The organism is Blautia sp. aa_0143 (assembly GCF_004167315.1).
GTDB classification, from domain to species: Bacteria; Bacillota; Clostridia; order Lachnospirales; family Lachnospiraceae; genus Blautia_A; species Blautia_A fusiformis.
On sequence record NZ_RCXU01000010.1, the window covers coordinates 23,872 to 47,752 of the forward strand.

Here is a 23,881-nt window from a genome sequence, read left to right on the forward strand (position 1 = left end):
CTAAAACCGTTTTATTTCTCCGGTGTCAGATGCCAGATATCTCTGTTGTACTCTTCGATGGTTCTGTCTGAAGAGAAGTATCCTGCTTTTCCGATATTTACAAGCATTTTCTCTGCCCATGCGGTTCTGTCCTCATAATCGGACAGTGCCTGATCTTTCACCTTCGCATAATCCTCGAAGTCAAGAAGAGTCATGAACCAGTCTTTGCTTACGATCTCATGATGCAGTCTTCTTAAATGCTCCTCACTTCCAATAGAAAGAAGCTCGTTTCCTACGATAAAGTCTACTGCACGACGGATGCGCTCGTCTTTCTCATAAAAATCTCTGGAGCAGTAGTCCGCCTTTTCATAGTGTTCGATAACCTGCTCACTGGACTCTCCGAAGATATAGATATTATCCTTGCCTACCAGCTGGCTGATCTCCACATTTGCACCATCCATGGTTCCCAGTGTTACAGCACCGTTGAGCATGAACTTCATGTTTCCTGTTCCGCTGGCCTCCTTGGAAGCAAGAGAGATCTGCTCGGAGATATCGCAGGCAGGGATCAGCTTCTCTGCTGCACTTACGTTGTAGTTTTCCACCATAACAACTTTCATGTACGGAGAAACCTCCGGATCATTGTTGATAAGCTCCTGTAAGCAGAGGAGAAGGTGGATAATATCCTTTGCGATAACGTATGCAGGAGCTGCCTTTGCACCGAAGATAAAGGTTACCGGGCGCTGCGGCTTCTCGCCTGCCTTGATCTTCAGGTAACGGTCAATGATGTAAAGTGCATTCAGCTGCTGACGTTTGTACTCATGAAGACGTTTGATCTGGATATCATAAACACTGTGTGTATTGATCTCTTCACCTGTGTTGGCTTTGATAAACTCCGCACATCTCTTCTTTGCATCCTGCTTGATCTTAAGGATATTTGCAAGAACGTCCTGATTTCCCTTGAAGCCAAGCATCTTGTCAAGCTCAAAGGAATCCTTGCGGAAGCCGTCACCGATCATGGATGTGATGTACTCTGTCAGCGGATGGTTGCAGTGAAGGAGCCATCTGCGGAAGGTAATTCCGTTTGTCTTGTTATTGAATTTCTCCGGATAGATCTCATAGAACTGATGAAGCTCTGTCTCCTTCAGGATATCGGTATGAAGGGATGCAACACCGTTGATGGAAAATCCGTAGTGGATGTCCATATGTGCCATGTGTACCAGGTCGTTCTTGTCGATGATGGCAAGATTTTCCTGCGGATATTTTGCTTTGATACGCTCGTCCAGCTTGCGGATGATCGGCATCAGATCCGGAACAACCTCCTCAAGATAGGAGATCGGCCATTTCTCAAGTGCCTCTGCAAGAATGGTATGGTTGGTATAAGCGCATACATGAGATACGATCTCGCATGCCTCCTCGAACTCGATTCCACGCTCTGTAAGGAGACGGATAAGCTCCGGAATTACCATACTCGGATGTGTATCGTTGATCTGGATCACTGCGTAATCGGCAAGGTCATGAAGATTGCAGCCTTTTGCTGTTGCCTCATCCAGGATCAGCTGTGCCGCATTGCTTACCATGAAGTACTGCTGATAGATACGAAGCTTTCTTCCTGCATCATCGCTGTCATCCGGATAAAGGAACAGTGTCAGATTGTGGAGCAGATCCTTCTTATCAAAGGAGATTCCCTCGCCCACAATGCTCTCGTCTGCAATATCAATATCAAAAAGGCGAAGCTTGATTGCTTTGTTCTCATAGCCTGCAACATCAATATCATACAGTGTGGATTTCAGCATAAAGCCCTTAAATGGGACATAATAGGAAACGCCTGCATCTGTAAGCCAGCTCTCCGGCTGGATCCAAGGATTCGGTGTCTCAAACTGAAGATGATCCTTAAACTCCTGTTTGAAAAGTCCGAGGTGATAATTAAGTCCGATTCCTTCTCCCGGAAGTCCCAGAGTTGCAATGGAATCCAGGAAGCATGCTGCCAGACGGCCAAGTCCGCCGTTTCCAAGAGATGGCTCCGGCTCGATCTCCTCGATCATGGAAAGCTCTTTTCCGTTTTCTTTAAGATATTTCGCAACTTCATCATAAACGCCCAGATTGATCAGGTTGTTGGAAAGAAGCTTACCGATAAGGAACTCTGCGGAAATATAATAAATTTTCTTTTTTCCTTCCTGGTAGCCGCGGCCCTTCAGCTGCTCCTTTGTCCAGGAGAGAAGTCCATGATAGATTTCCTCATTTGTACAATCTTTTACATTTTTGTTATACTTGTCTTCAAATACTTTGCTTAATGTTTCCATTTTGATCTCCTTTCATGGATCTTGATGGGATGAAATATGTTTTTACAAGGTTGTTTGCTTTGTTTTTGATGATATTAGGATATCACGCATTTCTTTTCAAAAATATAACAATCCTGTCATGATATGCAAGATATTTGTCAGACTGTTTTTCACTTTTTACTGTAGCTCTGCATAAAAACATAACCGGTACATATGCGGTTGTTTCGGGATCTGTCTCAGATCTGTCTCATACTCTTCCTGTACTTATGCGGTGAAACCTTATTGGACTGCTGAAATTTCTTTATAAAATAACTTGTACTGTTAAATCCCACCTGCATGGCGATCTCCGTCACAGGTGCATCGGAATGCGTAAGAAGATACTTCGCCTTCTCCATACGGAAGTCATTGATGTATTCCACCAGGGTTTTTCCCGTATACTGGCGGAAAAGCTTCATAAAATAATACTCACTGTAATTGGAAAGTCCGGAAAGCTCTGAAACGGTAAGATTCTCCTGGTAGTGAAGGCTGATATGATCCAGCACTTCCTTTACTGCTGCAAGGCTCTTGTTCTGCTCTGTGCTTACCGGGATAATATAATGCTTCGTCAGCATCTCATAAAAGAAATCAAAAAACAGCATTTTCAGCTTCACATAGAAATATGGCTTCTTCTCCGTATGACAGTCATGGATCTCCAGAAAAATTTCCCGTAGCTTCTCATATCCGGAATCTCCTTCTTCTATATGATGGCAGAATTCTGCCTTGTTTTCTATTAATGGTGATACCACACATTCCTGGCAGATATCTCCCGGCTGACCTGCAAGGAAGCCCAAGCTGAAAACCACACTCTTATAATAAAGAGGCTTCTTAAGATCCGTGCGCATACTATGGAGAACTCCGCAGTTCACGATCAGGATATCCCCCTTTTTCAGGCGGATGCTCTCCCGGTTCAGTCTGGCAAAGCCACTGCCTTTTTCAATATACATGATCTCCATCTCACTGTGCCAGTGGTCATACAATGCATGAAAGATCTCACAGTTCGCCATATAGGTTTCCACCGGCAGCTCAAAGGAACCGTGAGGGCTTAATTCTTTTAAATTATCATCCACTTCGGATACATGAAGAGGATTTTTTGCGGATGTGTCTGTTTCTGGCATGATTTCCTCCGTGATCAATATCTATCCTGCGGACATTTGCCTTCCGCTGGATATCCAATCCTTGCATAATGATTCTGTTTGACTCCCTTAGTGTAAAGGATATTTACAACCATGACAATATTATATTTTCCTGTTTTCTTTTTTATGACGTTACGGTTACTCTGTTCTCAGCAACACGCTTCGCGATGCACTTCCATAAACGGCAACCTTGACTTTTCCCCTTCCAACTGCTATATATAATATTTAGAATAAAATAATTTGACTTTAAAAGGAACGAAAACTACCATGAATCCATTAAAAAAAGCTTACTGCCGGGTTTTCCAGAATGTCTTTAAATTCGCCCTTCCACTGCTTCCTTACCGCAATCCGAAGATCATCGGAAGCGTCAAAGGTATTCCGGAAGTTCTGGAAAAAAGAAACTATAACAATGTACTCATCATCACAGATGCAGGGATCCGAAGCCTTGGCCTTACAGAAAGGCTGGAGCAGACACTGAAGCGAAGCTGCATCTCTTACCACATCTACGACAAAACCGTTGCCAATCCAACAACCGTCAATGTGGACGAAGCCCTTCACATGTATCTGGACAATGACTGCCAGGCGATCATCGGCTTCGGCGGAGGTTCCAGTATGGACTGTGCAAAAGCCACAGCAGCCCGCATTGCCAAGCCACACCAGTCTCTTGCTCAGATGAAGGGAATCCTGAAGATCCACAAAAAGCTTCCTCTTCTCATCGCCATCCCCACGACTGCAGGAACAGGAAGTGAAACAACACTTGCTGCTGTCATTACCGATGCAGAAACACGGCACAAATATGCCATCAACGATTTTCCGCTGATCCCACGCTATGCAGTCCTTGACCCGAAAGTGACTTTAAGCCTTCCGCCGTTTATCACAGCTACCACCGGCATGGATGCCCTGACTCACGCAGTGGAAGCCTACATTGGAAATTCCACTACACCTGGCACAAGAAAAAATGCCCTGGATGCTGTCAAACTGATCTTTGAAAATCTGGATACCGCCTACACAAACGGCAATAATATTGAAGCAAGACGAAATATGCTCCGCGCCTCCTATTTCGCAGGCTGTGCCTTCACCAAATCCTACGTTGGATATGTCCACGCAATTGCACATTCCCTCGGTGGAAAATATAATGTTCCACATGGGCTTGCCAATGCAGTGATCCTTCCTATGGTACTGGAAACATACGGAGATTCCATCACTCACAAACTCCGCAACCTTGCCGTAACTGCCGGTCTCTGCGATAAACATGAGGACGATAAAACTGCTGCCCGGATGTTTATTGATGCAACAAAAGATATGAAAAAACGCTATGGCATCGGAGACTATATCCCGGAAATCCAGGAAACGGACATCCCGGAGCTTGCCCATTACGCAGATAAAGAAGCCAATCCTCTGTACCCGGTTCCTGTGCTGATGGATGCCGGCGAACTTGAGACACTGTATTACAGACTGATGCCTCCGGCAGGCAATTGCTAAAACAGCCATTGGCATAGAAAGATTTTTTCGATATTTCGAATACAGTTTTTTCAGAAAGGACTACAATTCCATGGAAAAAGAACAGATCAACCAGCTTTTAGATAAACAGCGCCAGTACTTCTACTCCGGCGCAACTCTTGACCTTGATTTTCGCATCAGCGCCCTGAAACGTCTCCGCGCTTCCATCCGGAAACACGAAGATCAGATCCACGCCGCGCTGAAAAAGGATCTGGGAAAAAGTAATTTCGAAAGCTATATGTGTGAGACCGGACTGGTGCTCTCCGAGATCACACATATGCTGAAAAATATCCGCTCCTACGCAAAAGAACAGACCGTTCCAACTCCACTGGCACAGTTCCATTCCCACAGTTTCCGCAAACCATCCCCCTACGGTGTGGTTCTCATTATGAGTCCGTGGAACTATCCGTTTCTTCTCACCATAGAACCACTGGTAGACGCCATTGCAGCCGGAAACACAGTCATCCTGAAACCAAGTGCCTACTCACCGGCAACAAGTGAAGTGATCCGTCTTCTCATCCATGAATGTTTCGATGAAAAATACGTTGCAACTGTCACAGGCGGACGTGCGGAAAACACACATCTTCTCAGTCTGCACTTTGATTACATCTTCTTCACGGGAAGCCAGTCTGTGGGAAAAGAGGTCATGAGAAAGGCTTCCGAACACCTCACACCAGTCACTCTGGAGCTGGGTGGAAAAAGTCCCTGCATCGTGGACAAAACAGCCAATCTCCGCCTTGCGGCAAAACGTATCGTATTCGGCAAGTTCCTGAACTGTGGCCAGACCTGCGTGGCTCCGGACTACATCTACTGTGATCCGGAGATCAAAGAAGCCCTGGTCGCAGAGCTTCGCAGACAGATCACACGCCAGTATGGAAAAGAACCACTGAAGAACCGGAATTATGGAAAGATCATCAACGAAAAGCATTTCGACCGTATCAACAGTCTGATCGATCCTGCCAAAACTGTCTGCGGCGGTGGTTCCAACCGTGAAACACTTCAGATCGAGCCGACGGTTCTTGATAACGTAACCTTCGAAGATCCAGTCATGCAGCAGGAAATCTTCGGTCCGGTACTTCCGGTCCTCACCTATGACTCTCTCGGAGGTGCCGTAACAAAGATCAATTCCATGGCGCATCCGCTGGCTCTTTATATCTTCACCGAAGATGAAAAAAATGCCCGGGAAGTTACTTCCCGATGTGGTTTCGGCGGTGGCTGTATCAACGATGTCCTCATACATCTGGCAACCAGCAATATGGGCTTCGGCGGCTTTGGTGAAAGCGGCATGGGCTCCTATCATGGCATCGACGGCTTCCGGACATTCTCTCATTATAAGAGTATTGTAGATAAAAAGACCTGGATCGATCTTCCTATGCGGTATCAGAAATATCGGAAGATTTATGAGAAAATGGTACGGTTGTTTATGCGTTAGATATAAAGGGAGGGCGCTGCCTGATGCATCGCCCTCCTGTTACTTTAGATTTTCTTATTATTTTTCCCAGATGATCTTTACCGGCATGATCCCGGTCAGTTCTTTGCTTTTTTCATCCGGCTGGCTGCAGCCTGCATAAATTTCAAATTTCTTTCCTTCTTCCATCCGTTTTCCTGTTTCATCTACTACGGTGAATGCTTTTTCCCATATTGGGATTTCTATTTTTTGGCATTCTCCCGCCTTCAGGAATATCCGCTGAAAACCGGCCAGCATCGGATTGGGAATGGCATTTTTGCTGTCGATATTTTTTACATAGATCTGAACAACATCCTCTGTATCATATGCGCCGTTATTCTGCACTTCTACCTCCACGTTTATCTTCTGTCCACATGCTTTAACCTCTGCTTTATCTACTGCCACCTTACTGTACGTCAGACCATATCCAAAAGGAAACTGTGCTTTTCGTTCCATATAGCGATATGTTCTGCCTTTCATGGAATAATCGGTAAAATCCGGAAGTTCTTCCAGGCTTTCATAAAATGTCACCGGAAGTTTTCCTGATGGCGAGATTTCTCCAAACAGTACCTTTGCCGCTGCCTTCCCGCCCTGGCATCCAGGGTACCACAGCATCATGACGGCATCAAATTTCTCTACCGCATATTTCAGATTAAGGTCACTTCCTGCCAGCAGACAGAATACTGCCGGTTTTCCTGTGTCTGCGATTGCTTCCATCAGTTCTCGCTGTACTCCGGGAAGTTCAATATCTTCTTTATCTCCCGATACATAGCTGTTTCCGGTGTCTCCCTCTTCTCCTTCCAGTGTCTCATCCAGTCCCATACATAAGATCACCACATCGCTGTTTTCCGCAACCACCTTGGCTTCCGCAATACGATCTCTGGTAAACGCAAGGTGCTCCGTCCGGTCTCGGAACAGATCACAGCCTCTGGAAGTAAGGATCCTTACATCGTCTCCCACATAATCCTGGATGCCTTCCTGTATGGTAATATACCTGGAAGCTGTCCCGTGATAATTGCCGATCAGCGCCTGTCTGCTATCCGCATTTGGTCCGATGATCCCTATTGTTTTCAGTTTTTCTTTATCAAGCGGAAGAATCCCGTTATTTTTCAGCAGAACAAAGCTTTTTTCCGCTGCTTTCTCCGCTGCATCCAGATGCCTGGGAGATTCCACCTCCAGATAGGAGATATTGTCATATTCGCTTCCATCAAACAACCCCAGCAGATACCTTGTGGTAAAAAGCCGCACTGCTGCCCGGGTTATGGTTTCTTCTGTGACAAGCCCCTTTTCGTATGCCTTCATAATGTGAAGATAGGTATTTCCACAATTCAGGTCACAGCCATTATTAATCGCCAGTGCTGCAGATTCAACGGCTGTATCCGTTACCATATGGTGTTCATGAAAATCACGGATCGCCCAGCAGTCTGATACAAAATGCCCCTGAAATTTCCATTCGCCTCTGAGTTTTTTCTGTAATGTGGGACTTCCGCAGCAGGGTTCCCCGTTTGTCCGGTTATAAGCTCCCATAACCGCTTCTACTTTCGCTTCTTTTACCAGACCTTCGAATGCCGGCAGATACGTTTCTTCCATATCTTTTGCGGATGCTTCCGCATCAAATTCATGACGGAGTGCCTCCGGCCCGGAATGTACTGCAAAATGTTTGGCACAGGCTGCTGCCTTCATTGTATCCCCATTTCCCTGAAGTGCTTTTACAAAGGAAACTCCCAGTTCTTTTGTAAGATACGGATCTTCCCCATAAGTTTCATGGCCTCTACCCCATCGTGGATCACGAAAAATATTGACATTAGGAGACCAGAACGTCAATCCCTTATAAATATCTCTGTCACCGTTTACGGAATATGCATTATACTTTGCTCTGCCCTCTGTTGCCACGATACCGGCCATCTCTGCCACACTTTTCCTATCAAAAGTTGCCGCCATTCCGATCGCCTGTGGAAAAACCGTTGCCTGCCCTGCTCTGGCAACACCGTGAAGTCCCTCATTCCACCAGTTATATGCCGGAATTCCCAGTCTTTTTATTGCAGGTGCATCATACCTTAACTGACTGGCTTTTTCCTCCAGCGTCATTCTGGCAACCAGCACTTCTGCTTTTTCCGTTGCTTCCTCCCGATTCATCCCCAATTTCCTCCTCACCTTTTTTTATATCATCTATCACCTGGTCTCTGACTGTCAAGCAGATATTTTCTGTAATTTCTCCGAAGTCTGCTTAGCACAAAAAAAATCTGCCTTACCCTTTCTTTTTGGATAAAGCAGATTTTTATTACACTTTGTGATCTGTAATCCGATTTCAGCCGGAAACTTATCTGATCGCGTCCTTCATCTCTTTCACATAAGCCTTCACCTTCGGCACACAGTCCTTGCCGTAAGCTCCACAAAGCTTCACGATAGCAGATCCTACAATGGCACCGTCCGACTGGTCTGCCATTTTTTTTGCCTGCTCCGGGGTGGAGATTCCGAATCCTACTGCACATGGGATGTCTTTCTGGGATTTTACCAGCTTCACCATAGCTCCGATATCTGTGGTAATGCTGGTACGCATTCCTGTTACACCAAGGGACGATACGCAGTAAACAAAGCCTTCCGCCTCTTTTGCGATCATAGCGATCCTCTCATGGGAGGTCGGTGCGATCAGGGAGATCAGGTCAAGGCCGTACTGTTTGCACACAACATCAAACTCTTCTTTTTCCTCAAAGGGAACATCCGGAAGGATCAGTCCATCCATTCCAACTTCTGCTGCTTTCTTGATAAAACGCTCTGTTCCGTAAGAAAATACTACGTTTGCGTAGGTCATGAATACCATTGGGATTTTTGTATTTTTACGGATTTTTTCTACCATTGCAAAAACTTTATCTGTAGTCACGCCGCCTGCAAGTGCCCGGACATTGGCTTCCTGGATCACAGGTCCCTCTGCAGTAGGATCTGAGAACGGGATTCCAAGCTCCATCAGGTCTGCTCCAGCTTCTTCCATTGCATAAACCAGCTGCTCTGTTACCTCCAGAGACGGATCTCCGCAGGTCAAAAAAGGAATAAATGCTTTTCCGTTTGCAAATGCTTCTGTAATTCTCTTATTCATGAATATCCTCCCCTCTGTAGCGGGCGATTGCCGCACAGTCCTTATCTCCACGTCCTGAAATGGTAACTACCATGATCTTGTCTTTTCCAAGTGTTGGTGCGATCTTTTTCGCATAAGCCACTGCGTGAGCACTTTCGATCGCAGGAATGATTCCTTCTGTTCTGGAAAGATATTCAAAAGCATCTACTGCTTCGTCATCTGTAACAGGTACGTACTCTGCTCTTCCGATATCGTAAAGATGTGCATGCTCCGGTCCTACGCCCGGGTAATCCAGACCTGCGGAGATGGAGTATACCGGTGCGATCTGTCCGTATTCATCCTGGCAGAAGTAAGATTTCATACCATGGAAGATTCCGAGACGACCAGTTGCGATGGTTGCCGCAGTCTCCGCAGTATTCACGCCACGTCCTGCTGCCTCACAGCCGATGAGACGAACGTCTTTGTCCTCAATGAAATTGTAGAAAGTTCCGATAGCATTGGAGCCGCCGCCCACACAGGCCAGGACAACATCCGGAAGTCTGCCCTCTTTTTCCAGCATCTGCTCTTTGATCTCCTTGGAGATCACGGCCTGGAAATCACGTACGATGGTCGGGAACGGGTGCGGGCCCATAACAGATCCCAGTACATAATGGGTATCTGCAATACGGTTTGTCCACTCACGCATGGTCTCGGAAACGGCATCCTTTAAGGTTGCGGTTCCGCTTGTGACTGCATGGACTTTTGCTCCGAGAAGACGCATTTTGTAAACATTCAGTGCCTGACGTTCCGTGTCTTCTTTTCCCATGAATACCTCACATTCCATTCCCATCAGTGCTGCTGCGGTTGCAGTTGCAACACCGTGCTGGCCGGCTCCTGTCTCTGCGATGACACGGGTCTTGCCCATTTTTTTTGCCAGGAGCACCTGACCAAGTACGTTGTTGATCTTGTGGGCTCCTGTGTGGTTTAAGTCTTCTCTTTTCAGATAGATCTTGGCTCCGCCAAGGTCCTCGGTCATATGTGCCGCATAGTAAAGACGGGATGGTCTTCCTGCGTATTCATTGAGAAGCTCTGTGAGCTCACGGTTGAATTCCGGGTCGTTTTTGTAATGGTTGTATGCTTCCTCAAGCTCCAGAACGGCGTTCATCAGTGTTTCCGGGATGTACTGTCCGCCATGGATGCCGAATCTTCCTTTTAACATGTTATATTTCCTCCTTTATGTTCCTTACTGCGTATACTGCTTCTAATATTTTATCCGGGTCTTTGTGACCGTCGGTTTCTACACTGCTGCTTAAATCTACTGCCCAGGGGTGAAGCAGATGTATGGCCGATTCCAGATTTTCACAGCCCAGACCTCCTGCCAGAAACCAGGGACGTTTGATCGCCGGTACCAGACTCCAGTCGAAAGTTTCTCCTGTTCCTCCTGCGCCCTGATCCAGCAGAATATAGTCTGCTTCCGAACGGATCGCTTTCTTTATATCTGCTTCTATTTTTATGGAAAAAGCCTTTATCAGAAGCTGGTCTGTCATGGTCTTAAGCTGTCTGATATAATTCTCGTCCTCCTGGCCGTGAAGCTGTGCCAGTGCGATGGTTCCTTCGTTTAAAAGCTGTGCGGGAAGCTCCACCGGTGCATTGACGAATACGCCTACCGGCAAAATGCTATCATCCAGTTCTTCCCGGAGAGCCTTCAATTGCTCCACGGTGACGTTTCTTCTGCTTTTTGGGAATTCTACAATGAATCCTGCAAAGTCCGGTTTAGCCTGGTTAACTGCCTGGATATCTTCCGGGCGGGTCAGGCCGCAGATCTTGATCCTGGTTCTGCTCCCATGTTTCAACGGTTGTTCTCTCATATTCAGCCAATCCTGCCCTTTCTGTCTGACCCTGCCCCTTCCTGTTTCGTTACTATTTGCTGCTGGTCAGCTCTGTTACTTATTTGCTCTATTCTTTCGTTTGGCCTTTATACAAGCGCTCTACCATTCAGATTTTCCAATGCAGCTTTCTTATCCGGGCTTCGCATCAGAGTCTCACCGATCAGGACTGCACCTACCCGGTTTCTTTCCAGAATAGCGATATCACCTGCGTTTTTGATTCCACTCTCAGACACAAATACCACATTGTCCGGTGCCAGGTTTCGAAGACGGATGCTGTTATTCATATCAACCTTAAAGGTTTTCAGGTCACGGTTGTTTACACCGACGATCTTTGCACCTGTCTTTAATGCTCTTGCCACTTCATTCTCGTCATGAGCTTCCACCAGTGCATCCATTCCCAGAGTTTCTGCAAGCTCTCGGTATTCCAGGAGTTCCTGGTCATTTAAGATAGCACAGATCAGAAGTACAGCCGCTACGCCGAATGCTTTTGCCTGATAGATCATGTACTTATCCACCGTGAAGTCCTTCCGAAGAACCGGAATATCCACTGTTTCTGTGATCTCACGGAGATAAGTATCACTTCCCATGAAATAAAATGGCTCTGTGAGGCAGGAGATCGCAGATGCACCTGCTGCTTCGTATTCTTTCGCAATTTCCAGATACGGAAATTCCGGTGCGATCAGCCCCTTGGAGGGGGAAGCTTTTTTTACTTCACAGATGTAGGACATGCCCGGCTTTTTCAACGCTTCCAGAAAGGACGGCTGCTGTGGTGCTTTTTCAGCCAGAGCTTTCAGCTGATCCAGGGGAAACTGAAGTTTTTCCTTCCGGATACGTTCTCTTGTTTTTTCTGCGATTTCTTCCAGAATGTTTTTTTCGCTCATTCTTTGTTTGTCTCCTTGATATTTCAGTTCAACTCTCATTCGGCAATTTCAAGAAATCTGACAGATTAATGTTTCCGTTCGTATCTCTTCCGATAGGGATTGCCGATTTCTCTTCTGCCGCTATTATTTTCAAATCTCGTTACTTAATTTGATAAATTCCGCAAGCTTGGCAGCAGCTGCACCACTGTCGATCAGGTTTTCAGCCATCTTCACGCCATCTTCTATAGTCTTCGCCTTTCCGGCGATATAAAGTGCTGCACCTGCGTTCATGCAGACCGCCTGACGCTTCGGGCCTTTTTCGTTTCCGTTTACAATGGCTTTTGTGATCTCTGCGTTCTCTGCCGGTGTGCCGCCTGCCAGATCTTCTTTGCTGCAGCGTGTATAGCCGAACTGCTCCGGTGTGATCTCATAGGACTGGAACCATCCTTCCTTGATCTCGCACACAGAAGTCGGTGCGCTCATGGAGATCTCATCCAGCTTATCCTGCCCGAAAACTACCATTCCACGGTTCACGCCAAGCTTCATCATAACCTGTGCCAGCGGCTCTACCAGAGACTGGTCAAAGACTCCCATCAGCTCCATGTTTGCGCCTGCCGGGTTGCTTAATGGTCCGAGAATATTAAATACCGTGCGGATTCCCAGCTCTTTACGGATCGGTGCCACATATTTCATGGCAATATGATAATTCTGGGCGAACAGGAAACAGATGTTGATCTTTTTCAGGATCTCTGCACTTTTTTCCGGCGGAATGGTGATCTTTACGCCAAGTGCTTCCAGAACATCTGCTGCACCGCTCTTGGAAGATGCTGCACGGTTTCCGTGTTTTGCTACCGGAACGCCACCTGCTGCGATCACAAGAGAAGATGTCGTAGAAATGTTAAAGGAGTTTGCTCCGTCACCACCGGTTCCTACGATTTCCAGAACATTCATATCGTGGAGAAGCTTGATGCAGTGTGCACGCATTCCGGCTGCTGATGCAGTGATCTCATCAATAGTCTCTCCTTTCAGGGAAAGTGCAGTAAGGTAGGATGCCATCTGTACCGGTGTTGCCGCTCCGTCCATGATCTCATTCATTACGGCTTCTGCTTCGTCATATGTAAGATCTTCTTTTTTTGAAAGCTTGATGATTGCTTCTTTGATCATTGTTGTTTCCTCCTGTTCTGTAACGATTCTATCTTTTATGGATTGCTGTTCTCTGTCTTATCTGTCTCTGATAACCTTCATAAAGTTCTCGATCATTGTTTTTCCATCCGGTGTCATAACAGATTCCGGATGGAACTGTAATCCGAATATCGGATATTCTTTATGCTCCAGTGCCATCACCTCTCCGTCCTCAGACTCAGCGGTAACAACCAGTTTCTCCGGTAAGGTATCCCGGATAGCTGCCAGTGAGTGATATCTGGCTGCCGGAAAAGTTTCCGGAAGTCCTTCAAACATCCGGCTCTTTCCAACTTTATGTATCTCTTTCTGCTTTCCGTGCATCAGCTCTTTTGCGTAGGATACTGTCCCTCCGAAGGCTTCACAGATGGACTGATGTCCAAGGCAGATACCCAGGATCGGCAGCTTGTCTTTGAAATATTTTATGGATTCAATACAGATTCCCGCATCCTCCGGTTTTCCCGGACCAGGGGAAAGGATCAATGCCTCCGGCTTCATGGCCTCCAGCTCTTTGATGGTCACTTCATCATTTCTTACCACTTTGATATCCGGCTCCACAGAACCGATCAGCTGGTAAACATTGTAGGAAAAGCTATCATAATTATCGATCAGTACTATCATTCCAGTCCCTCCTGTGCAGTTTCGATTGCCTGTACAACGGCTCTTGCCTTGTTGCAGCACTCCTGAAATTCACTTTCCGGAATACTGTCTGCTACGATCCCTGCTCCTGACCGGATACAGATCTCACCGTTTTTCTTATAAACCAGGCGAATGGCAATACAGGTATCCAGGTTTCCGGCAAAATCCAGATATCCGATAGCACCGCCGTAAATGCCTCGCTTGCTCTGTTCCAGTTCCTGGATGATCTGGCAGGCACGGAATTTCGGTGCTCCGGAAAGTGTTCCTGCCGGAAGGATGGCATCCACTGCATCCACCGCATCCCTGTCATCCCGGATCTGGCCGGTAACTGTGGAACCAATATGCATCACATGAGAAAAATGCTCGATGCACATATATTTTTCTACGTTCACGGTACCGATCTTACTGATCTTTCCGATATCATTTCGCCCAAGATCCACAAGCATGTTATGCTCGGCACGTTCCTTCTCATCAGCCAGGAGTCCTTTTTCCAGCGCCAGGTCTTCTTCTTTTGTCTTGCCTCTTGGTCTTGTTCCTGCAAGCGGGAAGGTACTTAATTCTGTTCCTGCAAGCCTGGCAAGTGTTTCCGGGGAGGCTCCTGCAATCTCAATATCATCACTGGAAAAATAAAACATATAGGGGGACGGGTTTGTGGCCCTTAAAACACGATAGGTATCAAAAAGGCTTCCCTCTGCTCTGGCTCTCATGGGATTGGAAAGCACCACCTGGAAGATGTCTCCCTCACGAATATAATGTCTGGCGGTTTCTACCATCTCACAGTATTTTTCTTTCGGGAACTGCGGCTCAATGGAGGATTGCAACTTCAGGGATGGAAATTCCTTCTGCTCTCCCTTTCTGATCAGATCTGCCATCTCCTGCAGTTTCTTTTCTGCCTTTCCAAAAGAGTTCTCCAGATCATCTGTCATCACCCCTGTGATCAGAAGCACCTTCTGTCTGTAATGATCAAAGGCAATGACCTGGTCAAAGAGCATTAGATCCATATCTCTGAAATCTTCTACCGTCTTATCGGTAAGCTCCAGCTTCGGTTCACTGTATTTAATATAATCGTAGGAAAAATAGCCTACCAGGCCGCCGGTAAAGGTTGGCATTTTTTCCAGTACCGGGCTTTTGTATTCCTTTAGGATCTTTCGAATAGCATCTCCGGGATGTTTTACCTGCTGCTTTGTTATTTCTTCGGTACCGTCCTCATGGATCTTTCGGATCTGAAGATTTCCATCGGTACAGGTGATCTCCAAGGATGGTTCATATCCCAGGAAGGAATAGCGTCCCCATACCTCTGTCTGGCTGGCACTTTCCAGCAGATAGCAGTGTCTGCTGGCTGTGCGAAGAGTCCGCATCACTTCTACAGGTGTATAGCGGTCGGAATACAGCTCTCTGCATACAGGGATTCGCCGGTATTCGCCTGACTGTGCGAGTTCTTTGATTTTTTCTAATGTTGGATACATATACAGGCCCTCCTGAGTTTTTCATTCCTTACCGGAGGACGGGACATTCGTGATCTGCATTCGCTGCTTGCTCATGAAATCAAAGAAAAGCCCGTCTCCGACAGAATCTGGTTCTGTCAGGGACGAGCTCTAAATTCAAAATCACCCGCGGTGCCACCCTGATTCACGGTCTGACCCGTGCACTTGGCGGAATACCTTCATATTCCCGGCAACTGACGTATGCCCTCACGTCACAGAATACTTGATACCCGAAAATATCTTTCCCTGTGCCCTCTGCGGTCCATTTGATAAACTGCCTCTCGACCCGGCTCTCACCCTCCCGGACTCTCTGTGCGCGCATGAATATCTTTATCTCCGCTTCAACGGTTTAGTGGTTTACTTAATTAAACTTTTTCTATAAAATAGCACAGCTTTTCTGATATGTCAATACAAATGTTGAAAAAAATATCATTTTGTTCTATAATTGTATGAAAGTAATTGTTATAAATATTACATAAGAAAGGAGTTTCACCAGAAAAACACTATGGCTGAAAGAAATACAAACACCTGGCTGGATACCCCCGATCCACAGGTTTTTATCAAAAATTCCGCAAAATTTAATGATCTGATGATGATGTATCGATGTACGGTCCGTGAGGTACGCACCAAGCTGGAAGTCCTCAACGATGAATTTTCATTGGAATATAAACGTAACCCGATCTCCTTCATCAAAACAAGGATCAAAAAGCCGGAAAGCATTTACAAAAAGCTCAAAAAGCTCGGCTATGAGTTTACTGCGGAGAATATTCAGAATCAGCTGAATGACGTGGCAGGCATCCGTGTTGTCTGTGCCTTTATCGATGATATCTACACTATTGCAGACCTGATCACCAGGCAGGATGACATTACCGTCATCCAGGTAAAGGACTATATCAAAAATCCAAAGCCAAACGGCTACCGCAGTTATCACATGATCGTGGAAATCCCCGTATTCTTCTCCAAGGGAAAAACTCCCATGCGTGCAGAGATCCAGATCCGTACCAACGGTATGGATTTCTGGGCAACTCTGGAGCATCAGCTGCGTTACAAGCAGAATATCGAAGAAATGGACGGTTATGAGGATGTCAGCAATGAACTGCTGAACTGCGCCCGCACTGTGATCGATATGGATAACGAAATGCAGCGGATCAAAAACAAGATCGGACAATTCCATGATATTTAAAAAAACAGTTGAGGCTGTTACAGCCTCAACTGTTCTTTCTCACTGTTTTTCACCCGGAACGCCCGCGGTGTCATGTGATAATGTTCCTTGAATACCCGATGAAAATAACTGTTATTTTCATAGCCTACAGCCGCAATGATGTCACTGACAGGCAGATCTGTTTCACACATCAGCTCTACAGCCTTGTTCAGACGTTTTCTCTGAAGAAGTTCCTTGAAATTAAACCCTGTGCTTTTCTTGATCATCTTACTGAGGACATGCATGGGAAGATGCAGACGACCACAAAGCTCCGTCAGCGTAGCAGTCCGGTATTTCTGTTCAATATAATCCAGTGTTGTCATAGAGATCATATTTTCGTACTGATTGGGCAGACGCATCTCCACATTGAGAATATTGTTCTTCTGATTTCCGATGACGGTGTTGGGATTTCGCCGGAAATCCTGTCAACTATCCTTTCCGGAAAGGGAAAAAGCCAGTCCGGCGGCACCAATATCGCAGTTTATAATACACACCGGAGACTCCAAATTCTCTATGGAAATAATTACGGACTCACTTATTCCAGCAAGCCTGGAGAAGGGACAGAGGTTGAGATCCGCTTCCCTGCACATCGCGAAAAGTAACTTATGTTCCACAAAAATCTTTATTCAGAAATGAGGTATGACACTATATGAATACACAGCCAGAAGCTCTTTTATATAATTTTAACGACCCGGAACGGCTTCGCCAGATCCGCCGCTATCTGAATCGTCAGAAGGTTAAGACACGGATCGTCACTGCGCCGGAATTTCTTCATCCGCTAGGATATCTTTTTGAGATTCCGGGATTTCATCCCTCATCCCAGTTTAATCTGGGAAACAATTTCAGTGATGAGATGATCGTGCTGAAGGATTTTTCCAGTGCACAGATGGATAGTTTTCTTGCTTTTTTCCGTGAAAACCAGCTCCCGCCTGTTGCACTGAAGGCCATGCTCACACCGGTAACTCAGCACTGGTCTTCCATCCAGCTGCACGATGAGCTTTCCAGGGAGCACACACTTATGCATAAAAAATAACTGCAAAACCAAAATCTGCCGAATCTGCCTGCCGAATCTGCCTGTTGCATTTCCGGCAGATCTTTTTTATCTTATTTTTCCCACTGAAAAAGGAGACCGCTCCGCGCAGTCTCCTTTTTTGAATATGTTTTAGGTTGAATACATAAGAAAGAATTTATCTTGTCACGATATCTACCGGTACGTTAAAGATTTTTGCAACCTTCAGGATCGTATCGATGTGTCTTCCTGTAGCAGCTGCCATATGATGTGTTGGGCCAGCCTCGCTCCAGCGGTTAACAAACTCTCTTGCTCCGCATGTGAAGCGTGTTCTCATGTTTGTATCACCGAAGGAAAGAATCGGTCTCTCCTCGTTTACGCCCTCAGCTACAACGAATTTGAAGTTTCCGTCTTTATCCTGAGTGATCGCAAGGTAGGTCACCGGACCTGTGTACGGATAGAACTGCGTCAGATATCCGCCGCCTGTTTTGCCATGGCAACCTTCATGTCACCCTCTACCGCACATGCAGTACCCTGTTTGATCAGCATGGAGAATGCCGGGATCAGCATACTGTCAAGGACACCTGCTTTACCCTGTGCAAATCCGTCGTAATGAGAAGCGATCATTCCAAGATGCTCGTCTTTTACCCATTTCTCAAAATTGTGTTAACTAACATAATAAGACCTCAAATTATTTATGCTTTGTATACTTTGATACCGAAGGACTCATGGATGGTTGTACGAGCCTCCTCGATCGTTTTAAACTCCTCGGCCTTCAGCATCTGTGCTGTGATATTACCGATTGCAGTAGCCTCACCAGGGCCTGCATGGATTTCTTTCTTTGTAGCTTTTGCAGTCAGCTCATTTAAGTATCCTGCATTGGAACCACCGCCTACGATATGGATACGGCTGTAGGTTCTTCCTGTCATCTCCTCGATTTCTTTTGCGATCTTAGCGTAGCAATCTGCAAGGCTTGTATAGATAACGGTTGCAATCTCGCCAAGAGTTTCCGGAACCTGCTGTCCTGTTCTGCGGCAGTAGTCCTGAACCTCTTTTGTCATGTTCTCAGGAGAAAGGAAGCACTCATCGTTTGCGTTTACTCTTGACGGGAAGTCTTTTGCCTCCTCAGCCATCTCGCAGATCTGTGCAAAGCTGTACGCATCATCAAACTCATGACGTACAGACTGGATCATCCAGAGACCCATGATGTTCTTCAGATAACGGAAACGTCCTGCATATCCACCCTCGTTTGTGAAGTTCATCTCACAGCTCTTCTCAGAGCAGTCTGCTTCTTTTCTCTCGATTCCCATCAGAGACCATGTTCCGGAACTGATATAAATGAAATCGTCATCATTTGCAGGCACAGCCAGAACTGCAGACCCTGTATCATGTGTAGCCGGTGCTACAACCTCAAGATCAAAGCCAACTGCTTCCTTCACTGCGTCTGTTAAATGTCCGATGCTTGTGCTAGGCATGATCAGCTTCTGGAATATCTTTCTTGGATATCCCAGCATATCGATCAGCTCATAATCCCAGTCCTTGGTTGTCGGGCATACAAGCTGTCCTGTGGTTGCCTCTGTGTACTCGCAAGTTTTTTCGCCTGTAAGAAGAAAATGGAAGTAGTCCGGTACATGAAGAAGTGTCTCAGCCTGCTCCAGATACTCAGGATGTTTCTTCTTCACTGCCATCAGCTGATATACTGTATTGTAGATCGCTTTCTGGATACCGGTTCTTGCATACAGATCCTTCAGGGAAATTGTCTTATAAACTTCCTCGTCCATTCCCTCTGTACGATGATCACGGTAGCCTACCGTGTTGCCAAGAACCTTGTCATCCTTGTCTAGAAGCACGAAGTCAACACCCCAGGTATCAACACCCATGCTTACCGGGATCTTGCCGATCTCTTTACATTTCTTAAGACCATTTACGATCTCGTTGAAAAGGCGGTCAAACTCCCAGCAGAGCTCTCCATCCTTCTTAACCATGCCGTTCTCAAAACGATAGATTTCTTCCAGGATCATTTTTCCGTTTTCCATATGTCCCAGAATGTGACGTCCACTGGATGCTCCGATATCTACTGCTAAATAATATGTTGCCATTTTTAAATCCTCCTCAATATGTAAGCTTCTGATCACTTTCATATCTGATGTTGTATTTATCATACATCAGGATCCTTCCGGTGATAAGAACCTCTTTTGTCAAAAAAAGTGTCTTTATTTGCCAATAATACAGTGATTATTTATGAACTACTACATTATTTATTTAAAAAATCCGCTGACTGAATCAGCCAGCGGATCTCTTATTTCATACGTCCGTGAACGCAATCCGCGTTCATTATAACTTCACGATCTTATCAATTATATGATTAGTCATAAAGGTTAGGAGCGATATCCTCGTCTTCCATATTTGTTGCATCATACCAGTAACCGTCTGTAGGAACATCCTCAAGCTCCTGGCCGTTTGCTGCTGCTGTCAGAGCGTAGATTGCATAGTATCCCATCATAAGAGGAGACTGTGTAACAGCACCAACGAATGTGCCATCTTTAACAGCTGCTTTGATGATAGAACCAGCATCGAAACCAACACCAACTACATCACCGTTTGCCGGGTCAGAACCAAGAACGTTAAGGTTAGCATTTGCTGCAAGAACACCCTCTGCGGAAACCTGGTTGGAACCGAAGATTGCAATACAGTTCTCCTGGGAAAGGATTGCCTGTGCCTCTGTGGAGCAGAGCTCTACAGTTGTCTGTGCCGGAACAGCTACCTGGATAACAACGTCAGCGTCTTTAGCGTCTGCGTCAGCACCCTCTGCTGCGTTTACATAGAACTCGTTACCGCTTACTGCAACTGTCTTGCCATCAGCCTGAAGAAGCTCGATCATCTTGTTGATGAATCCTGTACCACGCTGCTGGATGTTCTGAGCTGTTGCATCCTGGTTAACCTCACCGATTACAACCTGTCCCTCAGCATCTTTAACAACGTCTTTAATGCTGTTGTACATATTCTCAGCTGCTACTGCACCAGCCTGTGCGTTGTCTGTACAAACCTCGCATACTACAGATCCCTCTGGAGCATCAGCGATACCTGTATCGAATGTTACAACCGGGATTCCTTTTTCTGCACATGTCTTAAGTGCATCTGTAACGGAAGATGTATCACAAGCTGCAAGTCCTAATCCAACAGGATTGGAAGCGATAGCTGTGTTGATCATGTTAACCTGGTCAGCGATATCGGACTCACTGTTCGGTCCCTGTGGTTTATAATCAACGCCCAGCTCCTTAGATGCTTTCTTCATACCTTCCTGAGCTGCATCCCAGTATGTGGACTGGAAAGATTTAACCATCATCGGGAACACATAAGCTTCGTTTGCTTTCAGTCCGTCGAACTGTGCAGTAGGATCCTCAGCTGCTGTGGAATCTGCAGATTTCTCTGTTGCTGCATCTTCTTTCTCCTCAGCTGCAAAAGCTGCAGTTGCACTCATGCTTGTTACCATTGCTGCACAGAGCATTAATGCCATAACCTTTTTTGCTTTCATATAATATTTCCTCCTTAAATATATTATATAGTTTTTTTATGTTCATACGCCATTGCTACCCCTTGGCGTTTCACATCTTTGATAATGGGTACTGTCACATTTCTCTGTGAACAGCACCCTTTTTCACATTATATCTCACTGCTTATCAGTGAGCTGCTTTTTTCTCTTTCAGGATATCGATCAGAACGGCTACGATCAGAACGATACCAGTGATGATCTGCTGCCAGTTTGCCTGCAGGCCGATATATGGAAGACCTGTTTTCAGAAGCATGATGACGAAGATACCAACGAATGTACCGATCACGGAACCATATCCACCGGTAGCTGCTACACCACCAACGAATACACCACCGATAGCATCCATCTCAAGTCCGGCACCAGTACCAGGCTGTACAGTAGGTGTTACTGCTGCGTATGCGATCGCTGCAAGACCTGTAAACAGACCGCAGACAACGTATACCATTACGTGATAGAACTTTGTATTGATTCCGGAAAGGGCTGCTGCCTCTTTGTTGGAACCGATTGCAATTGTATAACGACCGAATTTGGTGTGGTTCAGGATGTACTCCATAAGAAGAACCAGAATGACCATCCACAGGAATCCAAGCGGATAACGGGAAGCACTTCTTCCTGTACCAACAGTTACTTTAAAGATTGTGTGGAACCATCCACCATCCTGTGTAAGTCCCGGCCAAGGTGTCGCACTGCAGAGAGATCCGGCACCACGGGTGATCATACAGGTACAAAGTGTTGCCAAAAATGGCGGCAGGTTCATAACACCGATCAGTACACCGTTCAGTGCACCGACTGCGATACCAAGAACAACACAGATCAGCATTGCCAGAGCTACCGGGCAATTGTTGTTTCTGATCAATGTTCCGGCGATCAGTGCGTATGCTACCATACCAGTTCCGATTGACAGGTCAACACCACCAGTGATAAGCGGGAATGTAACTCCGATCGCCATAAGAAGATCGTAATATGAGAAATCCAGCATACTCAGGATCGTGGTGTACTGTCTGAATTCTTTACTCAAGCCTGAGAATATTGCACACAGGACAATGATAACGAGCAAAACAATAAATCTCTGATCACTTAAAATACTTTTTTTCTTCTTAGTCATGACTTTCCTCCTTAATCGATATTCCGTGTGGCCTTGTCCATGATGTTTTCCTGGGTTGCCTCGGAGATATCAATACATCCGGTAACTTTACCCTCACACATGATGATGATACGGTCACTCATTCGGAGAACTTCCGTCATCTCAGAAGAAATCATGATAATGGATTTTCCTTCTGCTGCCAGTCTGTTCATTAATTTGTAGATTTCGTTCTTAGCACCAACATCGATACCTCTGGTAGGCTCATCGAAAATAAGGATGTCACTGTCTCGTGTCAGCCATTTTGCGATAACTACCTTCTGCTGGTTACCACCGGAAAGGTTAACTACCAGCTGATCGGTGGTCGGTGTCTTTGTTGCAAGCTCATTTACATATTTCTCTGCAACCTGTTTCTCTTTTGCCTTGTTGATAAAAATACCATTGGTAAACTCTTCCATTGTTGCCAGTGTTGTATTCTCTGTTACAGATTTCTGTACAACACAGCCGTATCTTCTTCTGTCCTCTGACAGATAACCGATACCGTATTTAACAGCATCCTGCGGGCTGTTGATGGTAACTTCGTGAAGCTGTCCATCTTTACCCATAACAGAGATCTTACCACTCTGTTTCGGGTCTGCTCCGAACAGTGCTCTGGCTGTCTCGGTACGTCCTGCACCCATCAGTCCTGAGAAGCCAAGGATCTCACCTTTCTTCAGCTCAAAGCTTACATCCTGAACCATCTTGCCTGCGTTCAGATGTTCAACCTTAAGAACTACCGGTGCATCTGCCGGAACTGCACTCTCCTGCTTCGGATCCTCATAAATAACACGACCAACCATCATGTTGATGATATCTTCTTTTGTACTGTCTTTTGTGATCAGAGTTCCTACATATCCACCATCTCGCATAACGGTTACACGGTCTGTGATGGTTTTAATCTCATCCATACGGTGTGAGATATACACGATACCAAGATTTTTCTTACGAAGGTCACGGATGATCTCAAACAGATCCGCGATCTCTTTCTCGGTAAGTGCTGCGGAAGGCTCATCGAAGATGATAACCTCAGCTTTATGAGAGATTGCTTTTGCGATCTCACACATCTGCTGTTTTCCGACTGTCAGGTTTTTCATCTTTTCCTTCGGATTGATCTCAATGTTCAGATCCTGGAAAAGCTTCTTTGAATCCTCGATCATCTTTTTGTCATCAATGCGGAAACCTTTTTTCGGTTCACGTCCGATGAAGATGTTCTGAGCAACGGTAAGATCACCTACCATGTTCAGCTCCTGATGTACGATTACAACGCCGGCATCCTGTGCCTCACGTGTATTGTGGAATTCTGTTTCCTGTCCTTTGTAAACGATGGAACCTGAATCCTTCTGATAAATACCGGTAAGAACCTTCATCAGTGTTGATTTACCGGCACCGTTTTCTCCCATAAGTGCATGTACTTCGCCGCGTTTTACTTCGAAATTAACGTGATCCAGAGCATGAACTCCAGGAAAGGACTTATCAATGTCCTTCATAGTTAAAATAACTTCACCCATTGTCGCATCC

22 protein-coding genes are annotated in these 23,881 nt (G+C 45.9%); 5 read left to right on the forward strand and 17 right to left on the reverse strand.

Annotated elements, in window-relative coordinates; all coding sequences use genetic code 11:
* Positions 1-11: 11 nt before the first annotated feature.
* Positions 12-2,279, reverse strand: coding sequence for a glycogen/starch/alpha-glucan family phosphorylase (gene glgP, locus EAI83_RS06400; protein WP_021652170.1), 2,268 nt, complete (start codon positions 2,277-2,279; stop codon positions 12-14).
* Positions 2,280-2,494: 215 nt separating this feature from the next.
* Positions 2,495-3,412: an AraC family transcriptional regulator gene (locus tag EAI83_RS06405; protein WP_015527280.1), complete on the reverse strand. Its 918-nt coding sequence runs from the start codon at positions 3,410-3,412 to the stop codon at positions 2,495-2,497.
* 285 nt (positions 3,413-3,697) lie between these two features.
* Here EAI83_RS06405 and EAI83_RS06410 point away from each other — a divergent pair, with 285 nt between their 5' ends.
* On the forward strand, positions 3,698-4,912 hold the full coding sequence (locus EAI83_RS06410; RefSeq protein ID WP_129974793.1) for an iron-containing alcohol dehydrogenase: 1,215 nt from the start codon (positions 3,698-3,700) through the stop codon (positions 4,910-4,912).
* A 70-nt stretch (positions 4,913-4,982) separates the two neighbouring features.
* Positions 4,983-6,362 carry an aldehyde dehydrogenase gene (locus tag EAI83_RS06415; RefSeq protein WP_092068534.1) on the forward strand — a complete coding sequence of 460 codons (1,380 nt, stop codon included), beginning with the start codon at positions 4,983-4,985 and terminating at the stop codon, positions 6,360-6,362.
* Positions 6,363-6,419: 57 nt separating this feature from the next.
* Here the strand turns inward: EAI83_RS06415 and EAI83_RS06420 are convergent, their stop codons facing one another.
* The 8 genes from EAI83_RS06420 to trpE all read right to left on the reverse strand — a co-directional run bounded on the left by EAI83_RS06420 (position 6,420) and on the right by trpE (position 15,462).
* Positions 6,420-8,513: a glycoside hydrolase family 3 C-terminal domain-containing protein gene (locus EAI83_RS06420; RefSeq protein WP_129974794.1), complete on the reverse strand. Its 2,094-nt coding sequence runs from the start codon at positions 8,511-8,513 to the stop codon at positions 6,420-6,422.
* A gap of 184 nt (positions 8,514-8,697) precedes the next feature.
* A complete protein-coding gene (gene trpA / locus EAI83_RS06425; protein WP_129974795.1) occupies positions 8,698-9,471 on the reverse strand; it encodes a tryptophan synthase subunit alpha in 774 nt (257 codons plus the stop codon).
* Positions 9,464-10,648, reverse strand: a complete 1,185-nt coding sequence (gene trpB / locus EAI83_RS06430; protein WP_129974796.1) for a tryptophan synthase subunit beta — start codon at positions 10,646-10,648, stop codon at positions 9,464-9,466. Before trpB ends, trpA begins: the two co-directional genes overlap by 8 nt.
* A gap of 1 nt (position 10,649) precedes the next feature.
* Entirely contained in the window at positions 10,650-11,297 is a 648-nt protein-coding gene (locus tag EAI83_RS06435; protein ID WP_129974797.1) for a phosphoribosylanthranilate isomerase, read from the reverse strand.
* 107 nt (positions 11,298-11,404) lie between these two features.
* Positions 11,405-12,199 carry an indole-3-glycerol phosphate synthase TrpC gene (gene trpC / locus EAI83_RS06440; RefSeq protein WP_129974798.1) on the reverse strand — a complete coding sequence of 265 codons (795 nt, stop codon included), beginning with the start codon at positions 12,197-12,199 and terminating at the stop codon, positions 11,405-11,407.
* A 129-nt stretch (positions 12,200-12,328) separates the two neighbouring features.
* Positions 12,329-13,342 carry an anthranilate phosphoribosyltransferase gene (gene trpD, locus EAI83_RS06445; RefSeq protein WP_129974799.1) on the reverse strand — a complete coding sequence of 338 codons (1,014 nt, stop codon included), beginning with the start codon at positions 13,340-13,342 and terminating at the stop codon, positions 12,329-12,331.
* Positions 13,343-13,399: 57 nt separating this feature from the next.
* The gene (locus EAI83_RS06450; protein ID WP_129974800.1) at positions 13,400-13,978 is read right to left on the reverse strand and encodes an anthranilate synthase component II; all 579 of its coding nucleotides are present in this window, start codon (positions 13,976-13,978) and stop codon (positions 13,400-13,402) included.
* Complete coding sequence (gene trpE / locus EAI83_RS06455) at positions 13,975-15,462, reverse strand: anthranilate synthase component I (RefSeq protein WP_129974801.1); 1,488 nt, start codon at positions 15,460-15,462, stop codon at positions 13,975-13,977. Before trpE ends, EAI83_RS06450 begins: the two co-directional genes overlap by 4 nt.
* Before the next feature lie 523 nt (positions 15,463-15,985).
* Between trpE and EAI83_RS06465 the strand changes: the two genes are divergently transcribed.
* Entirely contained in the window at positions 15,986-16,663 is a 678-nt protein-coding gene (locus EAI83_RS06465; RefSeq protein WP_015527292.1) for a GTP pyrophosphokinase, read from the forward strand.
* Between the two features lie 17 nt (positions 16,664-16,680).
* Here the strand turns inward: EAI83_RS06465 and EAI83_RS06470 are convergent, their stop codons facing one another.
* Positions 16,681-17,040 (reverse strand): helix-turn-helix domain-containing protein, encoded by a 360-nt coding sequence (locus EAI83_RS06470; protein WP_242981978.1) that lies wholly within the window; start codon positions 17,038-17,040, stop codon positions 16,681-16,683.
* On the opposite strand from EAI83_RS06470, the gene EAI83_RS17820 reads away from it, so the two are divergent.
* Together EAI83_RS17820 and EAI83_RS06480 are read left to right on the forward strand one after the other, a co-directional pair.
* Complete coding sequence (locus tag EAI83_RS17820) at positions 16,933-17,283, forward strand: sensor histidine kinase (RefSeq protein WP_015527294.1); 351 nt, start codon at positions 16,933-16,935, stop codon at positions 17,281-17,283. The two genes, EAI83_RS06470 and EAI83_RS17820, sit on opposite strands and share 108 nt — an antisense overlap.
* Before the next feature lie 47 nt (positions 17,284-17,330).
* The gene (locus EAI83_RS06480; protein ID WP_015527295.1) at positions 17,331-17,714 is read left to right on the forward strand and encodes a DUF3783 domain-containing protein; all 384 of its coding nucleotides are present in this window, start codon (positions 17,331-17,333) and stop codon (positions 17,712-17,714) included.
* 154 nt (positions 17,715-17,868) lie between these two features.
* Here the strand turns inward: EAI83_RS06480 and EAI83_RS17500 are convergent, their stop codons facing one another.
* The 6 genes from EAI83_RS17500 to EAI83_RS06505 form a co-directional block, all read right to left on the reverse strand.
* Complete coding sequence (locus EAI83_RS17500) at positions 17,869-18,132, reverse strand: hypothetical protein (protein ID WP_243113453.1); 264 nt, start codon at positions 18,130-18,132, stop codon at positions 17,869-17,871.
* 26 nt (positions 18,133-18,158) lie between these two features.
* A complete protein-coding gene (locus EAI83_RS17505) occupies positions 18,159-18,317 on the reverse strand; it encodes a hypothetical protein (RefSeq protein ID WP_015527296.1) in 159 nt (52 codons plus the stop codon).
* A 68-nt stretch (positions 18,318-18,385) separates the two neighbouring features.
* Positions 18,386-19,789 (reverse strand): rhamnulokinase, encoded by a 1,404-nt coding sequence (gene rhaB, locus EAI83_RS06490; RefSeq protein WP_015527297.1) that lies wholly within the window; start codon positions 19,787-19,789, stop codon positions 18,386-18,388.
* A 266-nt stretch (positions 19,790-20,055) separates the two neighbouring features.
* Positions 20,056-21,225, reverse strand: a complete 1,170-nt coding sequence (locus tag EAI83_RS06495) for a substrate-binding domain-containing protein (protein ID WP_129974802.1) — start codon at positions 21,223-21,225, stop codon at positions 20,056-20,058.
* Between the two features lie 145 nt (positions 21,226-21,370).
* Positions 21,371-22,348, reverse strand: a complete 978-nt coding sequence (locus EAI83_RS06500) for an ABC transporter permease (protein ID WP_118608415.1) — start codon at positions 22,346-22,348, stop codon at positions 21,371-21,373.
* 11 nt (positions 22,349-22,359) lie between these two features.
* A complete protein-coding gene (locus tag EAI83_RS06505; protein WP_129974803.1) occupies positions 22,360-23,871 on the reverse strand; it encodes a sugar ABC transporter ATP-binding protein in 1,512 nt (503 codons plus the stop codon).
* Positions 23,872-23,881: the final 10 nt, after the last annotated feature.

Excerpts from the sequence above, each read along its gene's own strand:
- EAI83_RS06505 (WP_129974803.1), bottom strand. The coding sequence starts at position 23,871 with ATGGGTGAAGTTATTTTAACTATGAAGGACATTGATAAGTCCTTTCCT.
- EAI83_RS06435 (WP_129974797.1), bottom strand. The coding sequence starts at position 11,297 with ATGAGAGAACAACCGTTGAAACATGGGAGCAGAACCAGGATCAAGATC.
- EAI83_RS17505 (WP_015527296.1), bottom strand. The coding sequence starts at position 18,317 with ATGATCGCTTCTCATTACGACGGATTTGCACAGGGTAAAGCAGGTGTC.
- trpD (WP_129974799.1), bottom strand. The coding sequence starts at position 13,342 with ATGATCAAAGAAGCAATCATCAAGCTTTCAAAAAAAGAAGATCTTACA.
- EAI83_RS06500 (WP_118608415.1), bottom strand. The coding sequence starts at position 22,348 with ATGACTAAGAAGAAAAAAAGTATTTTAAGTGATCAGAGATTTATTGTT.
- trpE (WP_129974801.1), bottom strand. The coding sequence starts at position 15,462 with ATGTATCCAACATTAGAAAAAATCAAAGAACTCGCACAGTCAGGCGAA.
- EAI83_RS06465 (WP_015527292.1), top strand. The coding sequence starts at position 15,986 with ATGGCTGAAAGAAATACAAACACCTGGCTGGATACCCCCGATCCACAG.
- EAI83_RS06405 (WP_015527280.1), bottom strand. The coding sequence starts at position 3,412 with ATGCCAGAAACAGACACATCCGCAAAAAATCCTCTTCATGTATCCGAA.
- rhaB (WP_015527297.1), bottom strand. The coding sequence starts at position 19,789 with ATGGCAACATATTATTTAGCAGTAGATATCGGAGCATCCAGTGGACGT.
- trpB (WP_129974796.1), bottom strand. The coding sequence starts at position 10,648 with ATGTTAAAAGGAAGATTCGGCATCCATGGCGGACAGTACATCCCGGAA.
- trpC (WP_129974798.1), bottom strand. The coding sequence starts at position 12,199 with ATGAGCGAAAAAAACATTCTGGAAGAAATCGCAGAAAAAACAAGAGAA.
- EAI83_RS06450 (WP_129974800.1), bottom strand. The coding sequence starts at position 13,978 with ATGATAGTACTGATCGATAATTATGATAGCTTTTCCTACAATGTTTAC.
- EAI83_RS06495 (WP_129974802.1), bottom strand. The coding sequence starts at position 21,225 with ATGAAAGCAAAAAAGGTTATGGCATTAATGCTCTGTGCAGCAATGGTA.
- EAI83_RS06470 (WP_242981978.1), bottom strand. The coding sequence starts at position 17,040 with ATGCGTCTGCCCAATCAGTACGAAAATATGATCTCTATGACAACACTG.
- glgP (WP_021652170.1), bottom strand. The coding sequence starts at position 2,279 with ATGGAAACATTAAGCAAAGTATTTGAAGACAAGTATAACAAAAATGTA.
- EAI83_RS06480 (WP_015527295.1), top strand. The coding sequence starts at position 17,331 with ATGAATACACAGCCAGAAGCTCTTTTATATAATTTTAACGACCCGGAA.
- trpA (WP_129974795.1), bottom strand. The coding sequence starts at position 9,471 with ATGAATAAGAGAATTACAGAAGCATTTGCAAACGGAAAAGCATTTATT.
- EAI83_RS06410 (WP_129974793.1), top strand. The coding sequence starts at position 3,698 with ATGAATCCATTAAAAAAAGCTTACTGCCGGGTTTTCCAGAATGTCTTT.
- EAI83_RS06415 (WP_092068534.1), top strand. The coding sequence starts at position 4,983 with ATGGAAAAAGAACAGATCAACCAGCTTTTAGATAAACAGCGCCAGTAC.
- EAI83_RS17820 (WP_015527294.1), top strand. The coding sequence starts at position 16,933 with ATGCAGACGACCACAAAGCTCCGTCAGCGTAGCAGTCCGGTATTTCTG.
- EAI83_RS06420 (WP_129974794.1), bottom strand. The coding sequence starts at position 8,513 with ATGAATCGGGAGGAAGCAACGGAAAAAGCAGAAGTGCTGGTTGCCAGA.